The organism is Streptomyces sp. NPDC054770, from assembly GCF_053611985.1.
Window position 1 is genome coordinate 56,633 of the sequence record NZ_JBSHBL010000037.1, and the last position, 19,067, is coordinate 75,699.

General features: G+C 69.8%; 17 protein-coding genes and 1 pseudogene. 9 read left to right on the forward strand and 9 right to left on the reverse strand.

Annotated elements, in window-relative coordinates; all coding sequences use genetic code 11:
* Nucleotides 1–153: 153 nt before the first annotated feature.
* The 6 genes and pseudogenes from ACWGKQ_RS28675 to ACWGKQ_RS28700 form a co-directional block, all read right to left on the reverse strand.
* Nucleotides 154–1,140 (reverse strand): SDR family NAD(P)-dependent oxidoreductase, encoded by a 987-nt coding sequence (locus tag ACWGKQ_RS28675; protein ID WP_453294864.1) that lies wholly within the window; start codon nt 1,138–1,140, stop codon nt 154–156.
* Nucleotides 1,141–1,151: 11 nt separating this feature from the next.
* Nucleotides 1,152–2,198 (reverse strand): NADP-dependent oxidoreductase, encoded by a 1,047-nt coding sequence (locus ACWGKQ_RS28680; RefSeq protein ID WP_453294865.1) that lies wholly within the window; start codon nt 2,196–2,198, stop codon nt 1,152–1,154.
* A gap of 6 nt (nt 2,199–2,204) precedes the next feature.
* Complete coding sequence (locus ACWGKQ_RS28685) at nt 2,205–2,609, reverse strand: nuclear transport factor 2 family protein (RefSeq protein WP_453294866.1); 405 nt, start codon at nt 2,607–2,609, stop codon at nt 2,205–2,207.
* A gap of 43 nt (nt 2,610–2,652) precedes the next feature.
* Nucleotides 2,653–3,558, reverse strand: a complete 906-nt coding sequence (locus tag ACWGKQ_RS28690; protein ID WP_453294867.1) for an LLM class F420-dependent oxidoreductase — start codon at nt 3,556–3,558, stop codon at nt 2,653–2,655.
* Between the two features lie 166 nt (nt 3,559–3,724).
* A pseudogene (locus tag ACWGKQ_RS28695) lies at nt 3,725–4,607 on the reverse strand (aldo/keto reductase).
* Nucleotides 4,608–4,682: 75 nt separating this feature from the next.
* Entirely contained in the window at nt 4,683–5,822 is a 1,140-nt protein-coding gene (locus tag ACWGKQ_RS28700) for an MFS transporter (protein ID WP_453294868.1), read from the reverse strand.
* 207 nt (nt 5,823–6,029) lie between these two features.
* Between ACWGKQ_RS28700 and ACWGKQ_RS28705 the strand changes: the two genes are divergently transcribed.
* From ACWGKQ_RS28705 to ACWGKQ_RS28730, 6 genes are all read left to right on the forward strand, one after another.
* Nucleotides 6,030–6,566, forward strand: a complete 537-nt coding sequence (locus tag ACWGKQ_RS28705; RefSeq protein ID WP_453294869.1) for a TetR/AcrR family transcriptional regulator — start codon at nt 6,030–6,032, stop codon at nt 6,564–6,566.
* Nucleotides 6,567–6,773: 207 nt separating this feature from the next.
* Complete coding sequence (locus tag ACWGKQ_RS28710) at nt 6,774–7,883, forward strand: alkene reductase (RefSeq protein ID WP_453294870.1); 1,110 nt, start codon at nt 6,774–6,776, stop codon at nt 7,881–7,883.
* 582 nt (nt 7,884–8,465) lie between these two features.
* Entirely contained in the window at nt 8,466–9,317 is an 852-nt protein-coding gene (locus ACWGKQ_RS28715) for an alpha/beta fold hydrolase (RefSeq protein WP_453294871.1), read from the forward strand.
* A gap of 253 nt (nt 9,318–9,570) precedes the next feature.
* Complete coding sequence (locus ACWGKQ_RS28720) at nt 9,571–10,455, forward strand: MBL fold metallo-hydrolase (protein ID WP_453294872.1); 885 nt, start codon at nt 9,571–9,573, stop codon at nt 10,453–10,455.
* A 616-nt stretch (nt 10,456–11,071) separates the two neighbouring features.
* The gene (locus ACWGKQ_RS28725; RefSeq protein WP_453294873.1) at nt 11,072–11,656 is read left to right on the forward strand and encodes a DinB family protein; all 585 of its coding nucleotides are present in this window, start codon (nt 11,072–11,074) and stop codon (nt 11,654–11,656) included.
* 36 nt (nt 11,657–11,692) lie between these two features.
* Nucleotides 11,693–12,271 carry a transposase gene (locus ACWGKQ_RS28730; RefSeq protein WP_453294915.1) on the forward strand — a complete coding sequence of 193 codons (579 nt, stop codon included), beginning with the start codon at nt 11,693–11,695 and terminating at the stop codon, nt 12,269–12,271.
* On the opposite strand, the gene ACWGKQ_RS28735 is transcribed toward ACWGKQ_RS28730, so the two are convergent.
* The gene (locus ACWGKQ_RS28735; RefSeq protein WP_453294874.1) at nt 12,238–12,594 is read right to left on the reverse strand and encodes a CAP domain-containing protein; all 357 of its coding nucleotides are present in this window, start codon (nt 12,592–12,594) and stop codon (nt 12,238–12,240) included. The two genes, ACWGKQ_RS28730 and ACWGKQ_RS28735, sit on opposite strands and share 34 nt — an antisense overlap.
* 1 nt (nt 12,595) lies before the next feature.
* Here ACWGKQ_RS28735 and ACWGKQ_RS28740 point away from each other — a divergent pair, with 1 nt between their 5' ends.
* The 3 genes from ACWGKQ_RS28740 (at nt 12,596) to ACWGKQ_RS28750 (ending at nt 14,392) form a co-directional block, all read left to right on the forward strand.
* The gene (locus tag ACWGKQ_RS28740) at nt 12,596–12,799 is read left to right on the forward strand and encodes a hypothetical protein (RefSeq protein WP_453294875.1); all 204 of its coding nucleotides are present in this window, start codon (nt 12,596–12,598) and stop codon (nt 12,797–12,799) included.
* A gap of 33 nt (nt 12,800–12,832) precedes the next feature.
* Nucleotides 12,833–13,072 carry a hypothetical protein gene (locus tag ACWGKQ_RS28745; RefSeq protein WP_453294876.1) on the forward strand — a complete coding sequence of 80 codons (240 nt, stop codon included), beginning with the start codon at nt 12,833–12,835 and terminating at the stop codon, nt 13,070–13,072.
* 555 nt (nt 13,073–13,627) lie between these two features.
* Nucleotides 13,628–14,392, forward strand: a complete 765-nt coding sequence (locus tag ACWGKQ_RS28750) for an SDR family oxidoreductase (RefSeq protein ID WP_453294877.1) — start codon at nt 13,628–13,630, stop codon at nt 14,390–14,392.
* A gap of 30 nt (nt 14,393–14,422) precedes the next feature.
* Here the strand turns inward: ACWGKQ_RS28750 and ACWGKQ_RS28755 are convergent, their stop codons facing one another.
* Together ACWGKQ_RS28755 and ACWGKQ_RS28760 are read right to left on the reverse strand one after the other, a co-directional pair.
* Complete coding sequence (locus ACWGKQ_RS28755; protein WP_453294878.1) at nt 14,423–15,007, reverse strand: hypothetical protein; 585 nt, start codon at nt 15,005–15,007, stop codon at nt 14,423–14,425.
* Nucleotides 15,008–15,120: 113 nt separating this feature from the next.
* On the reverse strand, nt 15,121–19,067 hold a 3,947-nt coding region (locus ACWGKQ_RS28760), incomplete at its 5' end, for a CHAT domain-containing protein (RefSeq protein ID WP_453294879.1).

The window sequence follows — 19,067 nt, forward strand, 5'->3', positions numbered from 1 at the left end:
GACAGGGACATTCCCGCCTCCGTCGCGCAGCCGACGCGGCCTTTCCGGCCGGGCTCCGGAGTCCGTGCCCCCGGTCCGCAGCCGTCGCGCTCTTCGCACCGGGCGGATGAGCACGGCGGCTGCGACTGTCGGATCAGAGTCCGGTGACCGTGCTCACGCGCGGATCGCGGCGAGCGACAGTTCCCACAGGCGCTCGGCGGCGTCCGGGGCGAGCGCGTACGGGGACACGCCGCCGGGGGCGGATCCCACGGCCTCGGGCGTCAGCTTCTCCGCCTCGTTGTTGTCCTCGAAGTAGCGACCGCCGATGCCCTCCAGCTGGGGCGAGGTCGCGACCAGCACGCTCGTCGCGGCACCCTGGGCGATCGTCTTGAACCGGAACGGCGCGCCCTGGATCGAGCCCAGTTCCCCCGCCGCCTCGAGCGCGCGCAGCTGTGCGGCCTGGTCGGGATCCATGTAGCGCGACAGGTTCGTCGACATGATCACGCCGGGGTGGACGGCGTTGGCGGTGATCCCGTCGGTGGCCCAGCGGTTGCTCGCCTCGACGGCGAAGAGAACGTTGGCGGTCTTGGACTGCCCGTAGGCGAGCCACGGGTCGTAGGCGCGGTTGTCGAAATTGATGTCGTCGAACTCCACGGGCGAGGCGTGGTGGCCGCGGGAGCTCAGCGACACGATCCGCGCGTTGCCGGCGGCCGCGAGCGCGTCGTGCAGGCCGAGCGCGAGCGCGAAGTGGCCGAGATGGTTGGACGCGAACTGCAGTTCCCAGCCGTCAGGTGTGCGCTCGAGCGTGGGCAGTGCCATCACGCCGGCGTTGTTGACGAGGATGTGCAGCGGCCCGGTCCAGGCGTTCGTGAAGGCGGCGATCGACGTCTGGTCGGCGAGGTCGAGCCGGCCGACATGGACGGCGTCGTTTCCGGTGGCCTTGCGGATGTCGGTCGCGGTGCGCTCGCCGGCGTCCGTGTTGCGGACCGCGAGGGTGACCGAGGCGCCGGCACTGGCGAAGGCGCGTGCGGTCTCGGCGCCCAGTCCCGAGGCGGCGCCGGTGACGACTGCGTGCTTGCCGGTGAGGTCGACGCCTTCGATGACCTCGGCGGCCGTCGACTCTTCGCCGAAGGGGGTGTGGATGCGCTGGGTGGTTGTCATGACCTCAAGTCCTAGTCATTGGTCCGTTGTTTTCCCTCACCTGAACAGGTGAGGGAGGCGAGTTCGAGGACGAGCTTGCCGGTGTTCTTGCTGGTGAACAGGCGCCTGAGCGTGGCCGGGAACGTCTCGATGTCGCCGTGCACCGTGTCCTCGACGCTCGTCAGCCGACCGTCGGAGAGCCAGTGCGACATCTGCGCCATGGCCTCGGGATACCGGTCGGCGAACGCAGGGGCGGCGACGCCTGCCATGGAGGCGCTCCGGTACAGCAGGGCCAGGTAGTTGCTCGGTCCCACGACCGGATCGGCGTTGTCGTACTGGGAGATCGCCCCGCTGATGACGACTCGCGCGCCGCGGGCGAGGCGGGTGAGTGCCTGGTCGAGGATGTCTCCGCCGACGTTGTCGAAGAACACGTCGACGTATCGGGGGGTGCGGTCGCGCAGCTGGTCGGGAAAGTCGTCCCGCTTGTAGTCGATGGCGGCGTTGAACCCGAGCCGGTCGACGAGCATGCGCGTCTTCTCGGGGCCGCCCGCGATCCCGATCACGTGCGCGCCCTTGATCCTCGCGATCTGACCGGCGACGCTTCCCACGGCCCCGGCTGCTCCCGATACGAGCACCACGTCGCCCGCGGCGAGCCGGCCGACGTCGAGGAGCCCGAAGTAGGCGGTCATGCCGGTCATGCCCAGGACGCCGAGATACGCCGCGAGCGACCGGCCCTCCCCGGGGTGGACCTGGTAGACCCCGGTTCCGTCCGACAGCGCGAACTCCTGGACGCCGAACGTGCCGTGGACGAAGTCGCCCTCCGCGAAGCCGGGGTGGCGGGAGTCCACGACCTGTCCGATCGTGATCGCCCGCATGACCGCTCCGACGTCCACCGGAGTGACGTGCTCTGCTTTCATCCAGCCGCGCATGGCAGGGTCGATCGACAGGTGTGTGACCTTGACCAGGAACTCGCCGTCGCGGGGCACGGGAACGGGTGTCCGGACGAGCTCGAAGTCGGAGTCTTCGAAGGGGCCGGCCGGGCGGGCCTTGAGGCGGAACTGGCGATTGGTGCCGGTCATCTCGGCTCACCTCGCCCGGTCGTGCGGGAAGTGGCCGCCGAACATCGGGAGGCCGCTTGCGGAGTCGGCGCGGGTCGCCTCGTCCTCCCAGACGTCCCAGTGTTCGGCCAGCCTGCCGTTCTCGACACGCACCACGTCGGCCACGACGGAGGCGGTCTCGCCGGTGCCGGAGAACCGGCCGTAGAGCATCACCTGGTCGCCCTCGGCGACCGCGAGCTGGTTGTCGTAGCGCAGGGCGGCGGGCAGGGCGCGAACGAGGTCGAACAGACCCTCCCGCCCCGGCGGGATGTGCCGGCTGTGCTGAAGGTAGTCCTCGGACCAGAACTCCTCCGCGGCCGCGTAGTCGCGCTTGCCGAAGAGTGTGTCGAAGGCCGTCAGAACCAGTTCTCTGTTCTGCTCGGGTGTGGACATGTCGTGCTCCAGAGGATGATCGTCATGAGTACCTCGGGCGTCGTCACCGGTGCGGCTGCGCACTCTTCGCGCTGACGCCGGCGAGGCGGCGCCACTGGGCGAGCGGCGGCGTCTCGCCTCCCTCGACGGTGAGGAGCTGCAGGGCCAGGTGGTCGGCGCCGGCGGTGTGGAACTCGGTCAGGCGGTCGCTGATCGCGTCGTCGGTCCCCCAGGCCACCAGGGCGTCGAGCAGGCGGTCGCTGCCGCCGCCGGTGAGGTCCCCGTCGGCGAAGCCGAGGCGTTCGAAGTTCGCGGTGTAGTTGGGCAGCCTGAGGTACAGGTCGAGGTGGTCACGTGCGATGGCACGTGCCCGGACGGGGTCGCTTTCCAGGGCCACGGTGACCACGGGAGCCAGGAGCGGTCCGTCGCCCAGGACCTCCCGGGCCTGCTTGATGTATTCGGGGGTGACCAGGGCGGGGTGGGCGCCGGCGGCCCGGTCGCGGGCGAGCCGCAGCATCTTCGGTCCGAGCGCCGCCAGGATCCGGCGGTCGGCCGGGACGGGGGTGGCAGCGTTGTCGAGGGCGTCGAGGTAGCCGACCATCGTGGAGTAGGGCCGCTGGTAGTTCTGGGCCAGCTGGGCGTGGCTTGCGCCCAGGCCCAGGAGGAACCGGCCGGGGTGGGCTTCCTCCAGCTCGGCTCGCTGCCGGGCCACAGCGTTGGCGTCCTCGTACCAGATGTTGAGGATGCCGGTGGCCAGGGCGATGCGTTCAGTGGACCCGGCGAGCGCGGCGGCGTGGTGCACGCTGCTGTTGCCCCCGAGCCAGATCGTGCCGAAGCCGAGTTCTTCCAGTTCGGCTGCCGCGCGTCGCCGTTGCTCTTGAAGGGCCGGGTCTTCGGAGCGCAGTTCGTGGCTGAAGATTCCGAAGCGGCCCAGGGACTGCTGCGGTGTGGTGCGAGGTGCGGAGGCCATTGTTTGTTCCTCACTGGGATAAATGCGTTATGCGTGCCGCGGAGGTCATGGCATCAAGTCCTAGCCACCCGCCGGCGGTGTTTCCCTCACGTGAATGGGTGAGCGGGTCCGATCCGGTTGGCCGGTATCGCGTCGGCGTTGCCCCGCCGCGTGGCCGCGCCGTCGGTCACGACTCACGCGCGGCTCGGCCGAGCGCCTGGTATTCGGCGTCACCGAGGGTGATCCGGGCGGCCTCGGTGTTCTCCTCGACGTGGGACACGCGGGAGGTGCCGGGGATGGGCAGCATGACGGAGGAGCGGCGCAGCAGCCAGGCCAGGGCGAGCGAGCTGGGAAGGGCTCGCGCCGTATGTCCTCGCCAGCGTGTCCAGCGGGCCGCCTTCGCGCGCCAGCTGACCGGTGGCCATCGGATACCACGGGATGAAGGCCAGGTTCTCCCGTTCGGCGTAGTCCAGTACGTCCTCTGCGCTGCGGTTGGCGAGGTTGTACAGGTTCTGCACGGAGACGATGTCCGCGATCGTGCGCGCTTCCTGGATCTGGTCCACCGTCACCTCGGACAGCCCGATATGGCGGATCTTGCCCTCCTGCTGGAGCAGACGCAGCTCGCCGACCTGGTCGGCCAGCGGCACCTTGGGGTCGATACGGTGCAGCTGGTAGAGGTCGATGCGCTCCACGCCCAGGTGGCGCAGGCTCAGTTCGGTCTGCTGGCGCAGGTATTCCGGGCGGCCGAGGGCCCGCCAGTCGTTCGGGCCCGAGCGGGACAGTCCGCCCTTGGTGGCGATCACCAGATCCGCCGGGTAGGGATGAAGTGCCTTGTGGATGAGCTGCTCGCTGACGAACGGGCCGTAGGAGTCCGCGGTGTCGATGAGGTTCACGCCCAGCTCGACGGCTCGGCGCAGTACGCGCACGGCTTCCTCGGGATCCTTCGGCGGCCCCCAGACGCCTGGTCCGGTCAGCTGCATCGCTCCGTATCCGAGCCGGTTGACGGGCAGGTCACCACCGATCCGGAAGACTCCGGAGGCGTCGGCGGGACGCTGGCTTTCCTGTGTCATGGTGTGCCTCTCACTGTCAGGTTGCTGTCCGGGTAGGGGTCGTACGGTCGCTCGTGCTCGTCGGCGAGCCATGCGTCATGGGTGACGGATGTGCATGCGGTACTGCGCGAGCAGTCCGAGCGCGGCGGCGGCGACGATGGCGGCGCCGTAGCCGAGGACGGTGTGCAGCAGTCCGAGCGGGGCGATCAGGAGGCCCGCGATGATCGCCGGCACTCCGAAGCTCAGGTAGGCGACCAGGTAGACGGCCGCGAAGAGCCCGGCCCTCTGGTGGGGTTGTGCGAGGGGGGTGATGGTGCGCAGGGCTCCGGAGAAGGAGGCGCCGACGCCCACACCGCCGATGAGGCCCCCCAGCCACAGCAGCGGGAGTGTCGCAGTGGCCACCCCGGTCATGTTGACCGTGGTGCCCAGCAGGACGCCCGCACTGCCGACGAAGATGGTGCGGCGTGGTGCAAGACGGCCGAGGGCGAGGCCGGCCACGGCGGCCGCCGCGGGCTGGACGAAGACCGTGGCGCCGTTCAGGAGACCGCTGTGCAGGCCCAGCAGGTCACGCAGGATGGTGGGGACGAGCCCCATGAACAGTCCGGCCAGCATCCAGGCGGCCATGTGAACGGGGATGCTCGCCATGAATTCACGGCGTGCCGCTCTGGGGAGGGAAACGCGCGGTATCAGGGAGCGCATCGCGCCGGGACGGGGGGAGACCGTCTCGGCCGAGAACGCGGCGAAACCCGTACCGACGGCCATGATCACTGCCAGAGCCGTGAACACGAGGGCGCTCGCGTGGGTGCTGAACTGGACCGCTGCGCCGGTCAGCAGGGCGCCCAGGCCCAGCCCGCCGGCCGGAGCGATGCTGGTGATGATCGTCCCCAGTCTCTTGCGGTGCTCCGGGGCGTGTTCCACGACCGAGGCGGAGAAGGCGCTGGTGGCCGCACCGGTGGCGATGCCCTGAATGGTGCGGGCCGCGATCACCCAGCCGATGTCGGAGGCGAAGGCGAACATGAGCATCGCCCCGACCTCCACCGAGAGGGATCCGATCAGGACGGGCCGGCGTCCGACGTGGTCCGACAGGGAACCGGCGACCAGGAGGGCCGCCAGCAGGCCCAGCGCGTAGGACGCGAAGGCGACCGTCAGCACCCAGGCCGGGAAGTGCCACTGCTGCTCGAAGACGACCAGCAGCGGCGTCGGCGCGCCCGCTGCCACGTAGAGCGCCGCGAACACGGCACCCGATCCGGCGAACGCGGTGGAAGGAGCAAGCGTCCTCCGGGCCCGGGCAGGCGCGTTGATCACAGGGACCGGGCTGTGGTCGTGTGCTGATTCGATGACGCGGAACACCTCGAAGCCCCCTAAGGCCAGGATCTGTGCGTTATCGGCAGCGTAGACCTCGGGAGGGGTTATTGCAAAGCCCTGTGCGTTACTGTGGGGTACATGACTGCAGAATCGACCCCGCGGCGCCGCACCGGCGGCCGTAGCGCCGCCGTGCTCGCGTCCATCCGGAAGGCTGTCGAGGACTTGGTCGCCGAACGGGGCAGTGACGCCATCACCATCCCGATGGTCGCGGAGCGCGCCGGGGTGAATCACTCCAGCGTCTACCGGCGGTGGGGTGACGCCCGGACCATGATCAACGATCTGGCGACCTATCGGCTGGACCCCGACCGCGACCTCCCTGACACCGGTGACGTGCGGGCCGACCTGGCCGCGTGGGCGCGGGAGTTGATAAGCCACTACAGCGTCCCGGTGAACGCCGCCATCCTCCGGGGCGGGGCCGCTGCGGCCGGGGAGAGCGAGTCGGACTGCCTGCGTGACAGGCGGGCGGAGGCGGCCGCCTTCGCTGCCCGGTCCGGCGGCGCGTTCAGCGGCGACGATGTCATCGACCGGGTGGTGGCCCCGATCATCTACCGCGTGATCTTCCTGCCCTGGACCCTGTCCGAGATCGACACGAACGCCTACGTGGACGACCTCTGAGGCCGGGCCCCGGCGCCTCTGCCGCACCTGCCCTTGGCGCTTGATGCGCAGATGTTTGCGTTAAGGGGGATCCTTGCTAGGATCGCCATAAGGCGCAGATCTGTGCATTAGTGGGTCTGTGTGTCAGGGCGGCTGCCGCCGCCCCGGAATGCGACCCGGCACCCTTCCCGGGGCCTGCCGGGCTTCGCCCTTGACCAGGAGACTCACATGACGAGTTCGACGCAGCCCCTGCTCCAGCCGTACCGGATGCGGGACCTCCCACTGGCGAACCGCATGGTCATGGCGCCATTGACGCGCACCCGCGCACGCAACCACGGCCTGCTGCCCGGCGACCTGCACGCCCAGTACTACGCCCAGCGCGCATCGGCCGGTCTGATCATCTCCGAGGGCGTATGGATCAGCCGCGACGCGATCGGCTGGCACGACGTTCCAGGGCTGTTCACCGACGAGCAGGTCACTCACTGGCAGCAGGTGACCGACGCGGTCCACCGTGCGGGAGGCGTCATCTTCGCCCAGCTCTGGCACACCGGATCCGCCTCCCACCCCGACTTCTTCGACGGCCGGCCGCCTCTCGCGCCCTCGGCCGTCAACCCCGGACTGCTGGCGCCGACATCGACGGGCCGCAAGCCCACCGTGGAACCCCTGGCGATGTCGGAGCACGACATCCGCCAGACGGTCGCCGACTTCGCGACGGCCGCCCGAAACGCCGTGCGCGCCGGATTCGACGGTGTGCAGCTCCAGGCCGGCTTCAACTACCTGATCAGCCAGTTCCTGAACCCCCGCACCAATGTGCGCACGGACCGCTACGGCGGCTCGATCCAGAACCGCGCCCGCTTCCTCTTCGACATCATCGAAGCCGTCGGCGAGCACCTCGACCTGCGCCGGGTCGGCGTGAAGGCCGGTCCGGCCTGGGCCGAGACAGGGGCGTTCGTCTCCGGAAGCGAGACCTTGGCCGACAGCGAGTACGTTCTCGGACGACTCAACGACTACGACCTGTCGCACCTGCTGCTCATGGGGATGATGAGCGACCCCACCGGGGGACCGCTGGAGGACCTGGCCGGCGACGAGATCTTCCGGCACTTCCGCAAGGTCTACCAGGGCACCGTCATCGCGAACGTCGGATTCGACCAGCGCCGGGGCAACACGATTCTTGCCGACGACCTGGCGGACCTGGTCGCCTACGGACAGGCGTTCATCGCCAACCCGGACCTGCCCGCCCGGTTCGCCGGCCACGCGCCCCTCAACGAACCGAAGCAGGACCTCTTCTACGGCTCGGACGCCGCCGGCTACACCGACTACCCGCGCCTCGGGAGGTGAGGCCGCCCGGCAGCCATGCAGCATGCCCCTCACGAAAGCCGGCGAGCCAACATGAAGGCCGCGGTACTCGACGACCACCAGAACGTCGCCCCGAGACTGGCGGACCGGGATTCCCTGCACGCTCAAGTGGACTTCCATAGCCGGCCGTTCAGTGACGAGGCGGAAGTCATCGCGGCGCTGCCCGACTACGACGTCGTTGTCGCGATGCGCGAGCGGACGCCGTTTTGGGCCTGGGAACGAGCCTGCACCAGGCCACACTCGGAGTCCTGGGGCTGGGACGGCCGGACACCCGCTGCGCTCCCTGCCCAACGCCGTGGTGACCCCGCACATCGGATACGTCAGCCGGGACCTGTACGAGGTGTTCTACCGGGACGTGGTCGGACCTGACTCCCTCACCTGTATGGGTGAGGGACGAGCGCCCGGCTGCTGCTCCATCCTGCTTCCGGACCGAACGAGGCGTGCCCTCGGCGCACTTCGGACGACCGAGATAGGCCACTGCGCCGCAACGGGCAGCGTACGCAGCCCGAAGGGCTGCCGTCGACGCCTCCTGCCCTGCCACTCATCGCGCAGATCGGACGGACGATGGAGGACGGCGTGAAGTACTTGGAGGTCCAGACCTCGACGGTCCAGGGAACGAACGGAATCAGTTACGCATACCGGCGCTTGGGACCGAGTGGCCGACGCCCACTGGTTCTGCTGCAGCACTTCCGAGGAAACCTGGAGAACTGGGATCCTGATCTGATCGACGTGCTGGCCGCTGCACGCGACGTCATCGCTTTCGACAACGTGGGCGTCGGCGCCACCACCGGGGCCACTCCCCACACCGTCGCGCAGATGGCCGACGACGCGATCGTCTTCGTCGAGGCACTCGGGCTCGACAGCATCGATGTGCTCGGTTTCTCCATCGGCAGTTTCATCGCCCAGGAGATCGCACTCACCAGGCCGTCGCTGACGGGAAAGTTGATCCTGGCTTCGACCGCCCCGCAGGGCGCACCAGGAATGCACGGCTGGGCGCCGGACATCATCGGCGCGATCGGCGAACCGACGACCGACGCCGAGGGCATGCTCCACGCGTTCTTCACCAAGTCGCCCGAAAGCAGGGCCGCCGGCGGACAGTTCCTCGGACGGATCTCCACCCGGACCGCCGGCCGCGACGAGGAAACCACCTGGCAGACCCGCAACGCACAGTACGACGCTGTCGTGAAGTGGGGGACACCGAACTTCGCGATGCTCCAGCGGCTCGCCGCGATCCAGCAGCCCGTCCTCATCGCGAACGGTGACGACGACCGGATGATCCTGCCCTGGTACTCGCACCTCACGGCCAGCCTGATCCCCGACGCGTTCGTGAAGCTGTACCCGGACTCCGCTCATGGCTTCCTCTTTCAGCACGCAAAACAATTCGGGGCGGACGCGCATGACTTCCTGGACGCCTAGACGGTGCGCCGAGCTCTGCGCTGCGCGAGACCGGCAGCTGAAACGCAGTCAGGTCGCCGCGCATCCCTCGCCTGCAGCAGGCGTCCGCCACCCAAGCCGCCACATCCGCAAGTATAGCGATCGCTTTACATCCATCGTGAAGCGGTGTAATTTCGACTCCAGGTAAAGCGATCGCTATATCTGAGTGTCTGAAGAGCAGTGAACGCGAGGTGTTCCGATCCCAGGAACGTCGAAATCCGAGGGGATCTTGATCATGAGCTCGACCGAACTCGCCTACGACGTGTTCATCAACGACCCGCCGCAGCAGGACAACGGTGCGCTTCCGAACGGAGAGGCGAGGCTGTTCCCGCCGCTGGCCAGCACCCTGATCTACGGCGCAGAGAACGCCGTGCTCGTCGACCCCGGCTTCACGACCGACCAGGCGCGTGCGCTGGGCGACTGGGTCGCCGGCAAGAACCGGAACCTGACGGACATCTTCATCACCCACGGCCACGGCGACCACTGGTTCAACACCAACGTGCTGGCGGAGCGGTTCGGCGCACGTGTCGTGGCGACCGAGGGAACGATCGGCCAGATGCACGCCAACGTCGCGGCGCGGCCGTTCGTCTGGGACAAGGTCTACCCCGGCATTCCGGAGTCCCCGGTGACCGCGGTGACGGTGCCGGACAACCGGTTCACCCTGGAGGGCAAGGACCTCGTCATCGTCGAGGCCGGGTACACCGACGCCTCCAGCGTCCTGCACGTCCCCGAACTCGGACTGGTCGTCGCCGGCGACGTCATCTACAACGGCGCCCACCTCTACCTCAGCGAGACCTCGCTCGCGGGCCTCGACGCGTGGCGGCAAGCGATCGACCGGGTCGCGTCACTGGGCGCCCGCGCCATCGTCGCCGGTCACCAGAACTCCGACCTCGACGACGCAGCCGCCCGCACCATCGCCGAGACCCGCGAGTACCTCGACGTCGCCGAAGAGCTGTTCGGCACCCAGAAGACCGCCGTCGACTACTTCAACGCGATGGTCGAACGCTACCCCGACCGGCTGGGCCGCACGGTCCTGTGGGCGACAGCCCAGGCCGTGTACGGCATCCGCGAGAACCCCGGAGAAGACCCGGTCCAGTTCATCGCCGGCGGATGGCTCTGACAGGGCGCCTGTTCCGGAAGTGGATATCGGTCGCGGGTGATCACGCGTGGCGGGGCGTGGTGATCTGACGATTGGCCAGTGGGCCCGGCTGGAGCTGCTGTTGCCTCAGGGCGCCAAGCCGGGCCGTCCGTCGTTGCGGACGCGATGGCAACTGATGGACGGCCTACGGTGGCGGACCCGGACCGATACTCCGCCGATTGCCGCTCGGCCGGCCGGCCCCGCTACGAGTGATCCCACAGTCGGCTCGCCACCGAAACGCTGACCACTTTCGGGCTGCAGTCCGTATCCACACCGGTGAGGGCCGCGACAGCTTGTTGTGGGCGCGCGGGACAAGCCTTGCCTGGCTCCATCAGTTCGAACGGCTACGGATCCGCCACGAGCGCCGTGCCGATCTCCACCAAGGGCTGCTGGAGCCGGCCTGCGGAATCATCTGCCTCCGCCGACTCCGGAAGGCGTTCTGAAACGATCAGTTGGAGGTTGTCTCACCTGGCAGGTTTCGCGAGCTTCTTGTAGCAGGTCAGGACGGCGTCCATGGCCAGGCCTCGGCTCTGCCGGTCGTTGCGGACCACGTACGGGATCTTGAGGACACGAGGAGCCCATGGCAGGCTGATGCTGCATGATCGATGAATACGCGAAAGGCGACCTGCACGGGAGACTGCGGCGGGACCGCAAGGCGCTGCTCTGGAAACTCGACGGCTTGTCCGAATACGACGTCCGCCGACCTCTGACGGTGACCGGGACCAACCTCCTCGGCCTGGTCAAACACGTGGCCAGCGTCGAGGCCAGGTACTTCGGCGAGGTCTTCGACCGCCCGTCCCCGGAACCGCTGCCCCGGTGGCAGGACCACGACGGCAGCGATCTGTGGGCGACCGAGGACGAGACCCGCGATCAGATCATCGGGTTCTACCGGCGCACGTGGGAACACTCGGACGCGACGATCAACGAGCTACCCCTCGATGCCCCCGGCCACGTGCCGTGGTGGCCGGAGCCTTGTCCCAACACGAACCTGTTCGCCATCCTGGTCCACGTCCTCGGCGAGACCAACCGGCATGCCGGGCACGCCGACATCCTGCGCGAGGGCCTCGACGGCCGGACCGGCATGCGCCCCGAACACGAGCAGCAGATCGACGAGGAAGCCCGTGCAGCCTACTGCGCGAAGATCGAGCAGGCCGCCAGATCGGCCGCACCGATCGAGGCTTAGAGGTTGTCCCACGTGACTTGATGTTCGAGCGGCATGATGCCGGTCGCGGGTGCTGGTCTGTCGAAGCGTCTGGTTCCTGGTGAACTCTGGAAGCCGGCCGCCCCGTTGCTGCCGTCGTCCGCTGCTCGTCCGCGAGGCGGTGGGACCGCTCCGTGTGACGAGCGGGCCGTGTTCACGGCAGTGGTGTTCGCGCTGACCAGCGGCTGTGCCTGGCGGCAGCTGCCGCCGACGTCCGGCACGTCGCCGGCCACCGCGCATCGCCGCTTCACGGTATGGGCCGTCCTGGGAGCCCGCTGCGTCGTCGCCGATCCTGAGCTTGCCGAGCAGCCGGGCGTCCCGGTCTTGTCGCGCCGTGACAGGACCACCCGGCGACCTGAGAGAAGCGCGCACGCTCGACCGAGCCCCGAATCGGCAGAGACCGGCACACACCCTAGAGGTGCTCAGCAGATTCTTCGTCTGCTGGGGGTACACGGCGCACATGGCTCTGACCATTACGAATGCGAGCTTTTCTCCCCACGGGGTTGGACGGCTTGTCGGAGGCGGCTCGGTGGCGAAGGACGGCGACGGCAGGCGGCATCCGCTCATCGGGTGGTGGCGAAGTCCTGGGTCCAGTAGTCGTTGGGCTGTGCGAGACCGACGCCGATCTCCTTGAAGGTGCAGTTGAGGATGTTGGCCTTGTGGCCGGGGCTGGCCATCCAGGCTGCCATGACCTGCTCGGGGGAGGCGTAACCGTAGGCCACGTTCTCGCCGTAGGCGCTCCAGGTGTACCCGGCGCTGGTGATCCGGTCTCCGGGGGAGGAGCCGTCGGACCCGGAGTGCGACATGTTCTGGTGAAGCGCCATGTCCTCGCTGTGTGCCTGTGCGACCTTGGACAGGGTGGCGTTCAGGGTCAGGGCCGAACAGCCGACCTTGCTGCGCTCGGCATTGACGAGTTCCACGATGCGAGCGACGGCTCCGGACGCCGTGGCGGTGGCCTTCGGGGTGCTCGACGGCTTGGGGGCCGCGGAAGCGGTGGTGGTGGGTTTCCGGGTGCTGGGTGACGCGGAGGTGCTGGGCTTGGGAGCGGTGGTCCGCGCGGTGTGCGAAGGCGGTGTGGCCTTCGGCCTCGGCGCGGTGGTTCTCCACGCCCTCGCAGGGGCGTGAGGAGTCCTCTTCGCGGAGGCGCTCGGAGTCTCCGTGGCGCTCGGCGCCGCCGATGTCGTCCGCGAGGGCTCGCCGGCCTGGGTGGCGTTCCAGGGGCGGCCCCAGCTCGCGTCGGTCCACCAGTCCTTCTTGTTCCACGAGTCCTTCGTTGCGCTGTTCTCGGCGCTGTTGGACCGGTGTCCGCCGCTGTCGGGCCAGTTGGTACAGGCCATGGCGGCGGACGGTATGCCCACGGTGCCCACGGCGACGGCGGCGATGACTATCCGCCGGTAATGCGTGTTCTTGCGATGTCTACCCATACGTAACCCGCTCCTGAGCTGCGGCGGCGTCCTGCGGGTCGTCATTCTTAGGACGCCTTCACACGGAACGCAAAGGGCCTCAGTACTAGCTCGCTTCGTAGGCTCCGGCGGCCCTTGTCATGAGAGCGGAGCGCACTGGTCCGGGCTCCGGGACCTCTGCGGAACTCTGTCGCCCCGTCAGAATCCCTACGTGCACGCAGGACGGATGAAGGCGGCTCGCGGGGGAGGAGCTGTGAATCCAGGCGTGACACATGCGCGTCGCAAGCCGGACAAATCCCATATGTCGTCAGAGTGGCCTCTACTATCCAGCACGCCTATGTCCCGGATCGGTTGTGACGGATGTCACGGAATCATGCATTCCGCTTCTGGCCTGACCTGGATGCCGCGGGCCGGAGTGCGATGCCGTGCCTCCTCGTACCCCGCCGCATGCTGAAGCCGGCGGCCGCCTCACCACGTAGGACACGATCTTGGGAAGCCCCTCGGTTATCCTCGCCCGGGATGCGTGACGCGCTCATGGCATGGGGGCCCGATGGGGACGCTGAATGGCAAGACGGCGCTGGTCACTGGCGCGGGGCGGGGGATCGGCCGGGCGATCGCCCGGCGTCTCGCGGCGGACGGTGCGCTCGTCGCCGTGCACTACGGCAGTGACGAGTCCTCGGCCCGCGAGACCGTCGCACTGATCACCGATGTCGGCGGGCGGGCTTTTCCCGTGCATGGTCCGCTCGACGCGCCCGACGGCATCCGAGCGGTGTACGAGCGGTTCGATGCCGGCCTGCGCGCACTGGGCGAGCCGACCGCGCTGGACATCCTGGTCAACAACGCCGGCTTCAACATCGGAGGCGGTGTCTGCGAGGTGACCCCGGAGGACTTCGACCGGCTCATGGCCGTCCACGCCAGGGCACCGCTGTTTCTCGTGCAGGAAGGACTTCCGCGACTGCGCGAGGGCGGCCGTATCGTCAACATCAGCTCGGCGGCCACCCGTGTTGCCCTTCCGTCCTCCCTCGCCTACTCCATGGCCAAGGCGGCCCTGGAGGCTCTTACCCACACGCTCGCCAAGGAACTGGGCGCCAGACAGATCACGGTGAACTCTGTGGCACCGGGCTTCGTCAAGACGGATTTGAACCGAAAGCGCTGGGCAACGCCCGAGGCCGAGGCCCGGCATGCCGCGCTCTCCGTGTTCGGCAGGATGGGGCAACCCGCGGACGTCGCAGACATCGTGGCCTTCCTCGCCTCCTCGGACTCCCGCTGGGTGACAGGACAGTGCATCGACGCGTCCGGCGGGTCGGCCCTGTGACCTCCGTCGGCCGCCGGGGTCACCACCGGGTCAGACGGGCGGCGTGGGCCGGTCCAGAGCGTCCCGTCCGGCGCGGGTGAAGAGCGTCAGCCGGTACTGCACGCCGTCGAGGTGCACCGTGATCTGCCGCCGCACCTCCACGACGTCGTCCTGGCTCAGCGGCCCCGCCACGGCCCTCGCCTCCTGCTCCTCCGCGCAGGTCAGCAGGTTCCGCAGACTGGATATGCAGTCGCCCACCCGTTCGGCCACCTCGTTGGGTCCCTGCAACTCGACCGCGTAGGACGTCATCAGGGCTTCCCGGTACGCCATTCTGCCCTGCAGTCGGCTCGCCTCCCGCTGCGCGGCCTCCGCGGCACCGGGCAGACAGCACCGGTGATAGTCGAGCGCCGCGATCCAGGCCGTCTGCGACTTCTCGGCGAACTCCTCGTAGATCGCCTTGCGGTGCTCGCGACGCCAGCGATGGTGCTCCAGGCGGAGATCGATTTCCTGGAGTCTCTCCCGCTGCCGTGACTGGCGTTCCTCCTGTTGTTCCAGGGCCTGTTGTTTGGCGCGCTCGGACCGCAGCGCGAGGAAACCCGTCAGGCCGCTGCCGATCAGGGTTCCGATCATTCCCATGAGCGAGAGGAGCAGAGAACCGGCCACATTCACTGTCTGCGCAGGCGGACCCGTGATCACTCCTGCTCGGCGTGTGGTCCTCCAGGGGGAGGGGATCGCTCGGGCGCTCGGCGTCATGCGCCGGCGTGCAGATAGGCCGCCCAGACCTGGATCGGCGAGGTGCGCCGCAGGTGCATGACGGCCTTGTGCAGGGCGTCGGCCGCCGTCTCGGGTGCCAGGCGGCCGTCCACCGTGAGGTGGGCGTAGAACCGGCCCGCCATCGCCGCGGCGGAGTGGTCCAGCACCGACCACATCGTGCCGACGGTGTGCCGGTAGCCGGCGATCTGGCAGCTCAGCGCGAGATGGAGCGGCTCGTCCGGCACACCGGTGCCCGTCGTGGCGCTCTCGCACGACGACAGGTAGGCCAGCTCTGCGCCGTACAGCCGCAGGCTCGTCAGGTCGAGCGCGGTCAGTTCGCCGTCGGCGAGCCGGATCGCCGCCAGCCCGGGGTTGAGCAGGTCCTGCCTGCTGTGCCCGATGAAGTGCCAGCAGCGGTGCCGCACCTGCCGCACGGTGACCGCCTCCTGGGTGGCCCCGTCGCCTCGAAGGACCTCCGGGGTCCTCGGGCAGGCGTCGGAGACCGCCGCGATCTCCTCCTCGTCGAAGGCCAGCGGGCGCAGCCCCGGGACGCGCGGCACCGAGGCGACCAGGAGGTCGCGGTCGCCTTCGCCGGCGCAGTCACCGGCGGCGTCCCGGAGGCGGGTCGTCGTCGGGCGCGGTCGCCGGGCGGCCGCCAGCGCTCGCAGGGTGGGGGTGTACGACGAGACCACCCGGTCCGGCACGCCGTCGTCCCGGCTCAGACGGGCGTCGTAATGCTGGGCGGCGTGCAGCGGCAGGAGGGCCAGCGGTCCGGTGGGGCACCACCACAGCCTGGGGCGGTCGTGCTCGCGCGACGCCAGTCCCAGCGCGTCCAGCACCGGGCCCGCCACAGTGTGCCAGAGCCAGGCGCAGACCTCGGCAAGCCGTTCGGAGATTTCGAGGCGGCCCGCGGGGGCGCGGCCGCCCGCGGCGCGCATCGCGCGGAGCGTGCGCAGATGCAGGGTGACGGCTCGGTCCAGCCGGTCCGGGGTCAGCCCGGGCAGGGAGACGACCCGCACGCCGTCGGCGGTCAGCACGAGGGCGTCGGACCGGTAGGGGCTGACGTTGACCAGCACGACCGGCCCCTGTGCGACGGCGGAACCTTCGAGGAGCTCTCCGACAGAGGTGGGCCGCGCGAAGTGCGCCATGCCGTCCAGCGCGCGGATCTGCCCCACCACGTCGTCCAGTTCGGACGCCAGGGCCTTCCGGCCGTCGGCGGACTCTCCTCCGGCGGTCGGCTCCAGGTGGCGGACCGCGCTGCCGGATCGACGGGACCACTGGCGGGAGCGCCGTGCGTCGAGCCGCTCCCTCAGCCGCTCGAACCGCTCGGCCTGCTCCGGGGCGATCCGGTGCAGCGCCGCCACTTCGCTCTCCGGGTAGAACATCGCGTCGAGCAGCACTCCACGCCCCTGTTCGGCCAGTTCCACGGCGCGCAGCGGATCCGCGCCGGGGCAGGAGAGCAGACAGGCGGCCGCGTCGCGGCCCAGACCGGCGAAGACGGTGAGGACGTACTCCTGGTCACCGCGGTCCAACCGGGCGAACGGCAGAAGCGGCAGCAGGGCGAGCGCCCGTTCGAAGCCCTCGACGGCGGTCGGCCACAGCTGAGCCCCGGCGGCGGCCCGTCCGTGTTCCAGGGCGGCCTCGGCGCGCAGCATGGGCGACGCCGCCGTGGTGCGCTCCGCCTCCGTGAACGCGGAGAGGGCCATGGACAGTTCGGTGCCGTCGTGGGTGCGCTCGTACCGTGCCACCCGGGCCAGACCGAGGTTGTAGAGCGACAGCGCGCGTTCCGGGGTGCCGGGCGGCAGGGCGGCCGCTTCGCCGGCCAGCAGGGCGAGCGCTTCCGCCAGGTCGCCGTCGCCCTCGCTCAGGCCTTCCTGGTGGCTCAGCAGGAGGTCGGCGGCGAGATTCCCCCGGCAGGCGGCGCCCGCCGCCGCGCCGGGTGGCAGGACCCGAACGGCACGGCGTCCGGCTTCCAGAGCCTGCCTCAGATGTGCGCCGGAATACGGTTCGCGGCCGCGGCGCGCGGCGAAGTGCCGCTCGCGCAGGACCCGGGCGAGAACCTGGAGGTAGAGATGCCGGTCGGGGTCATGGCCGGCGGCGGTGTCCACGGCCTCCTGCGCGGTCTCGACGGCCTCGGTCAGCACGTCGGCGTCGGATGTGTGTTCGTGCAGCAGGCCCAGCGCGGTGGCGGCGTTCGACAGGTACCCCGGGCGCCGGACGTCGTCGGAGGGGGTGACCCGCAATGCCTCGCGGTGGTGCCGAACCGCCTCCGTCAGCACCGTGAGGTCCTTGACCGTCTCGTACTCCGTGGTGAGACACAGACCCAGGCAGGAGAGGGAGCCGCCGTGGCCGGGACGCTCCGGCGTCGACCCGGCCACGGCGGCCCGGGCGTGGACGATGGCCTCGTCGAGCAGTTCGGGTGCCTCGGTTCCGACCTGGTCGTACTTGTCCGCCAGGGCGTTGGCGAGGTTGGTGAGGCAGTCGGGCAGGTCCGTGGCACTGTCACCGGCCAGCCGCACCGCCGTGCGTCCGGCGGCCACCGCGTCGTCCAGGTCGGCCGGTGGACCGCCGTGCTCGAAGGACGTCCGCAGCGCGCTGCTCAGGCTGGAGTGGACCTGGCCCCGCAGGAGCCTGCCGGTGGCCGTCCGCGCGGCGGTCCGCAGATGGCCGACGGCCTTCGCGACCAGGCCCGGTTCGCCGGTGAGTTCGGCCAGCGTCAGCAGGGTGTTCGCCAGGGCGAGCAGTATGTCGGCGCGTTCCTCGTCGTCCTCGTCGGTGACGGGATCGGCCAGCGCCCGGGACAGCAGTTCCGAGGCCTCGCGTGCGTCGTCCGCGTCGCCGGTGCGGGTGGCCCGGGCATCCAGCGCTATGGCCAGGCGCATTCTGCGCAGGGCGAGTCCGGACTCCCCGTCGGGCGTGCCGTCGACCGTGGCGCCGAGCAGTGCGATCGCCTCGTCGAGGAACGCGGGGTCCGCGGTGCGCTGGTACGAAGTGTGCAGGGCCGCCCCCAAGTCCTGCTCCACCGTGCGCCGTTCCGGGCTCCCCGAGGCGGTGAAGGTCACCGCCGCACGCAGCACGCTCAGCCCTTCGGCGACTGCCGCGGGGTCGGCCTCGCCGCACAGCAGCAGGGCGGTACCGAGGGAATGCAACAACTCGCTGCTCGGGGAAAGTTCACGCCTGAGGTCGCGGTATATGCCGATGCCCTCGTCCAGGGCGGCCTTCCAACCGGCGGCCAGGGCGACCGAGCACAACGCTTCGGCCAGCGCCCACCGTGCCATCGGCTGCCCTTCGTCGCGGACCTCCGCCACCGCGTCCCGGGCCACGCCGAAGGACCGTTCGAGGACGCCGACATCGGCTGCCCCCGAAACCGCCGACGTCTCCAGCGCGTTGCCGAGCCGGACGATCAGAGCGGGCAGCTCGCCGGACCCGCGCGGGACATCGGCGACGGCCCGCACCAGGCACTGCACGGCCTCGTCGACCTCGGTGCCGGAGCCCGGGTCCGTGCCCGTCGCGTGTACCAACAGGAGAGCGTCCGCGAGGGTGCGCAGAGCGTCGCACCACCACTCCTCCTCCGCCGAGAGCCCGGCGAGGGCGTGGCGGGCGGCGGTCACCGCCTCGGCTGCCTCCGACGGGTCGTCGGACAGGGACAGTTCGTGTCGCTGCTGGAGCAGCAGGCTGAGGTTGAGGGCGAAATGCCGGCCGGCCCGTTCGGACGCGGTGACCCTGATCGCGCGCCGCAGGAGGCGTTCGGCCCGGCGCAGCCGACCGCGGGCGGCCCGTCCGTCGGCCTGTCCGTCGGCCTGTTCCATCCAGGCGGCGGCGCGGTCGTTCCAGTGCGCGGCGAGGCGGGTGGGCCGCCTGCACGCCGCCCCGCGCCGGCCCGGAACCGGGGATCCCGCCAGATGCGTGGTGTAGGCCTCGGGGGGCGAGGGGGCCTTGTCGT

Bases quoted from the DNA above. Each gene is read 5' to 3' on its own strand.
- ACWGKQ_RS28675 (WP_453294864.1), bottom strand. From the start codon at position 1,140: ATGACAACCACCCAGCGCATCCACACCCCCTTCGGCGAAGAGTCGACG.
- ACWGKQ_RS28680 (WP_453294865.1), bottom strand. From the start codon at position 2,198: ATGACCGGCACCAATCGCCAGTTCCGCCTCAAGGCCCGCCCGGCCGGC.
- ACWGKQ_RS28685 (WP_453294866.1), bottom strand. From the start codon at position 2,609: ATGTCCACACCCGAGCAGAACAGAGAACTGGTTCTGACGGCCTTCGAC.
- ACWGKQ_RS28690 (WP_453294867.1), bottom strand. From the start codon at position 3,558: ATGGCCTCCGCACCTCGCACCACACCGCAGCAGTCCCTGGGCCGCTTC.
- ACWGKQ_RS28705 (WP_453294869.1), top strand. From the start codon at position 6,030: ATGACTGCAGAATCGACCCCGCGGCGCCGCACCGGCGGCCGTAGCGCC.
- ACWGKQ_RS28710 (WP_453294870.1), top strand. From the start codon at position 6,774: ATGACGAGTTCGACGCAGCCCCTGCTCCAGCCGTACCGGATGCGGGAC.
- ACWGKQ_RS28715 (WP_453294871.1), top strand. From the start codon at position 8,466: ATGGAGGACGGCGTGAAGTACTTGGAGGTCCAGACCTCGACGGTCCAG.
- ACWGKQ_RS28720 (WP_453294872.1), top strand. From the start codon at position 9,571: ATGAGCTCGACCGAACTCGCCTACGACGTGTTCATCAACGACCCGCCG.
- ACWGKQ_RS28725 (WP_453294873.1), top strand. From the start codon at position 11,072: ATGATCGATGAATACGCGAAAGGCGACCTGCACGGGAGACTGCGGCGG.
- ACWGKQ_RS28730 (WP_453294915.1), top strand. From the start codon at position 11,693: ATGCCGGTCGCGGGTGCTGGTCTGTCGAAGCGTCTGGTTCCTGGTGAA.
- ACWGKQ_RS28740 (WP_453294875.1), top strand. From the start codon at position 12,596: ATGCGAGCGACGGCTCCGGACGCCGTGGCGGTGGCCTTCGGGGTGCTC.
- ACWGKQ_RS28750 (WP_453294877.1), top strand. From the start codon at position 13,628: ATGGGGACGCTGAATGGCAAGACGGCGCTGGTCACTGGCGCGGGGCGG.
- ACWGKQ_RS28755 (WP_453294878.1), bottom strand. From the start codon at position 15,007: ATGGGAATGATCGGAACCCTGATCGGCAGCGGCCTGACGGGTTTCCTC.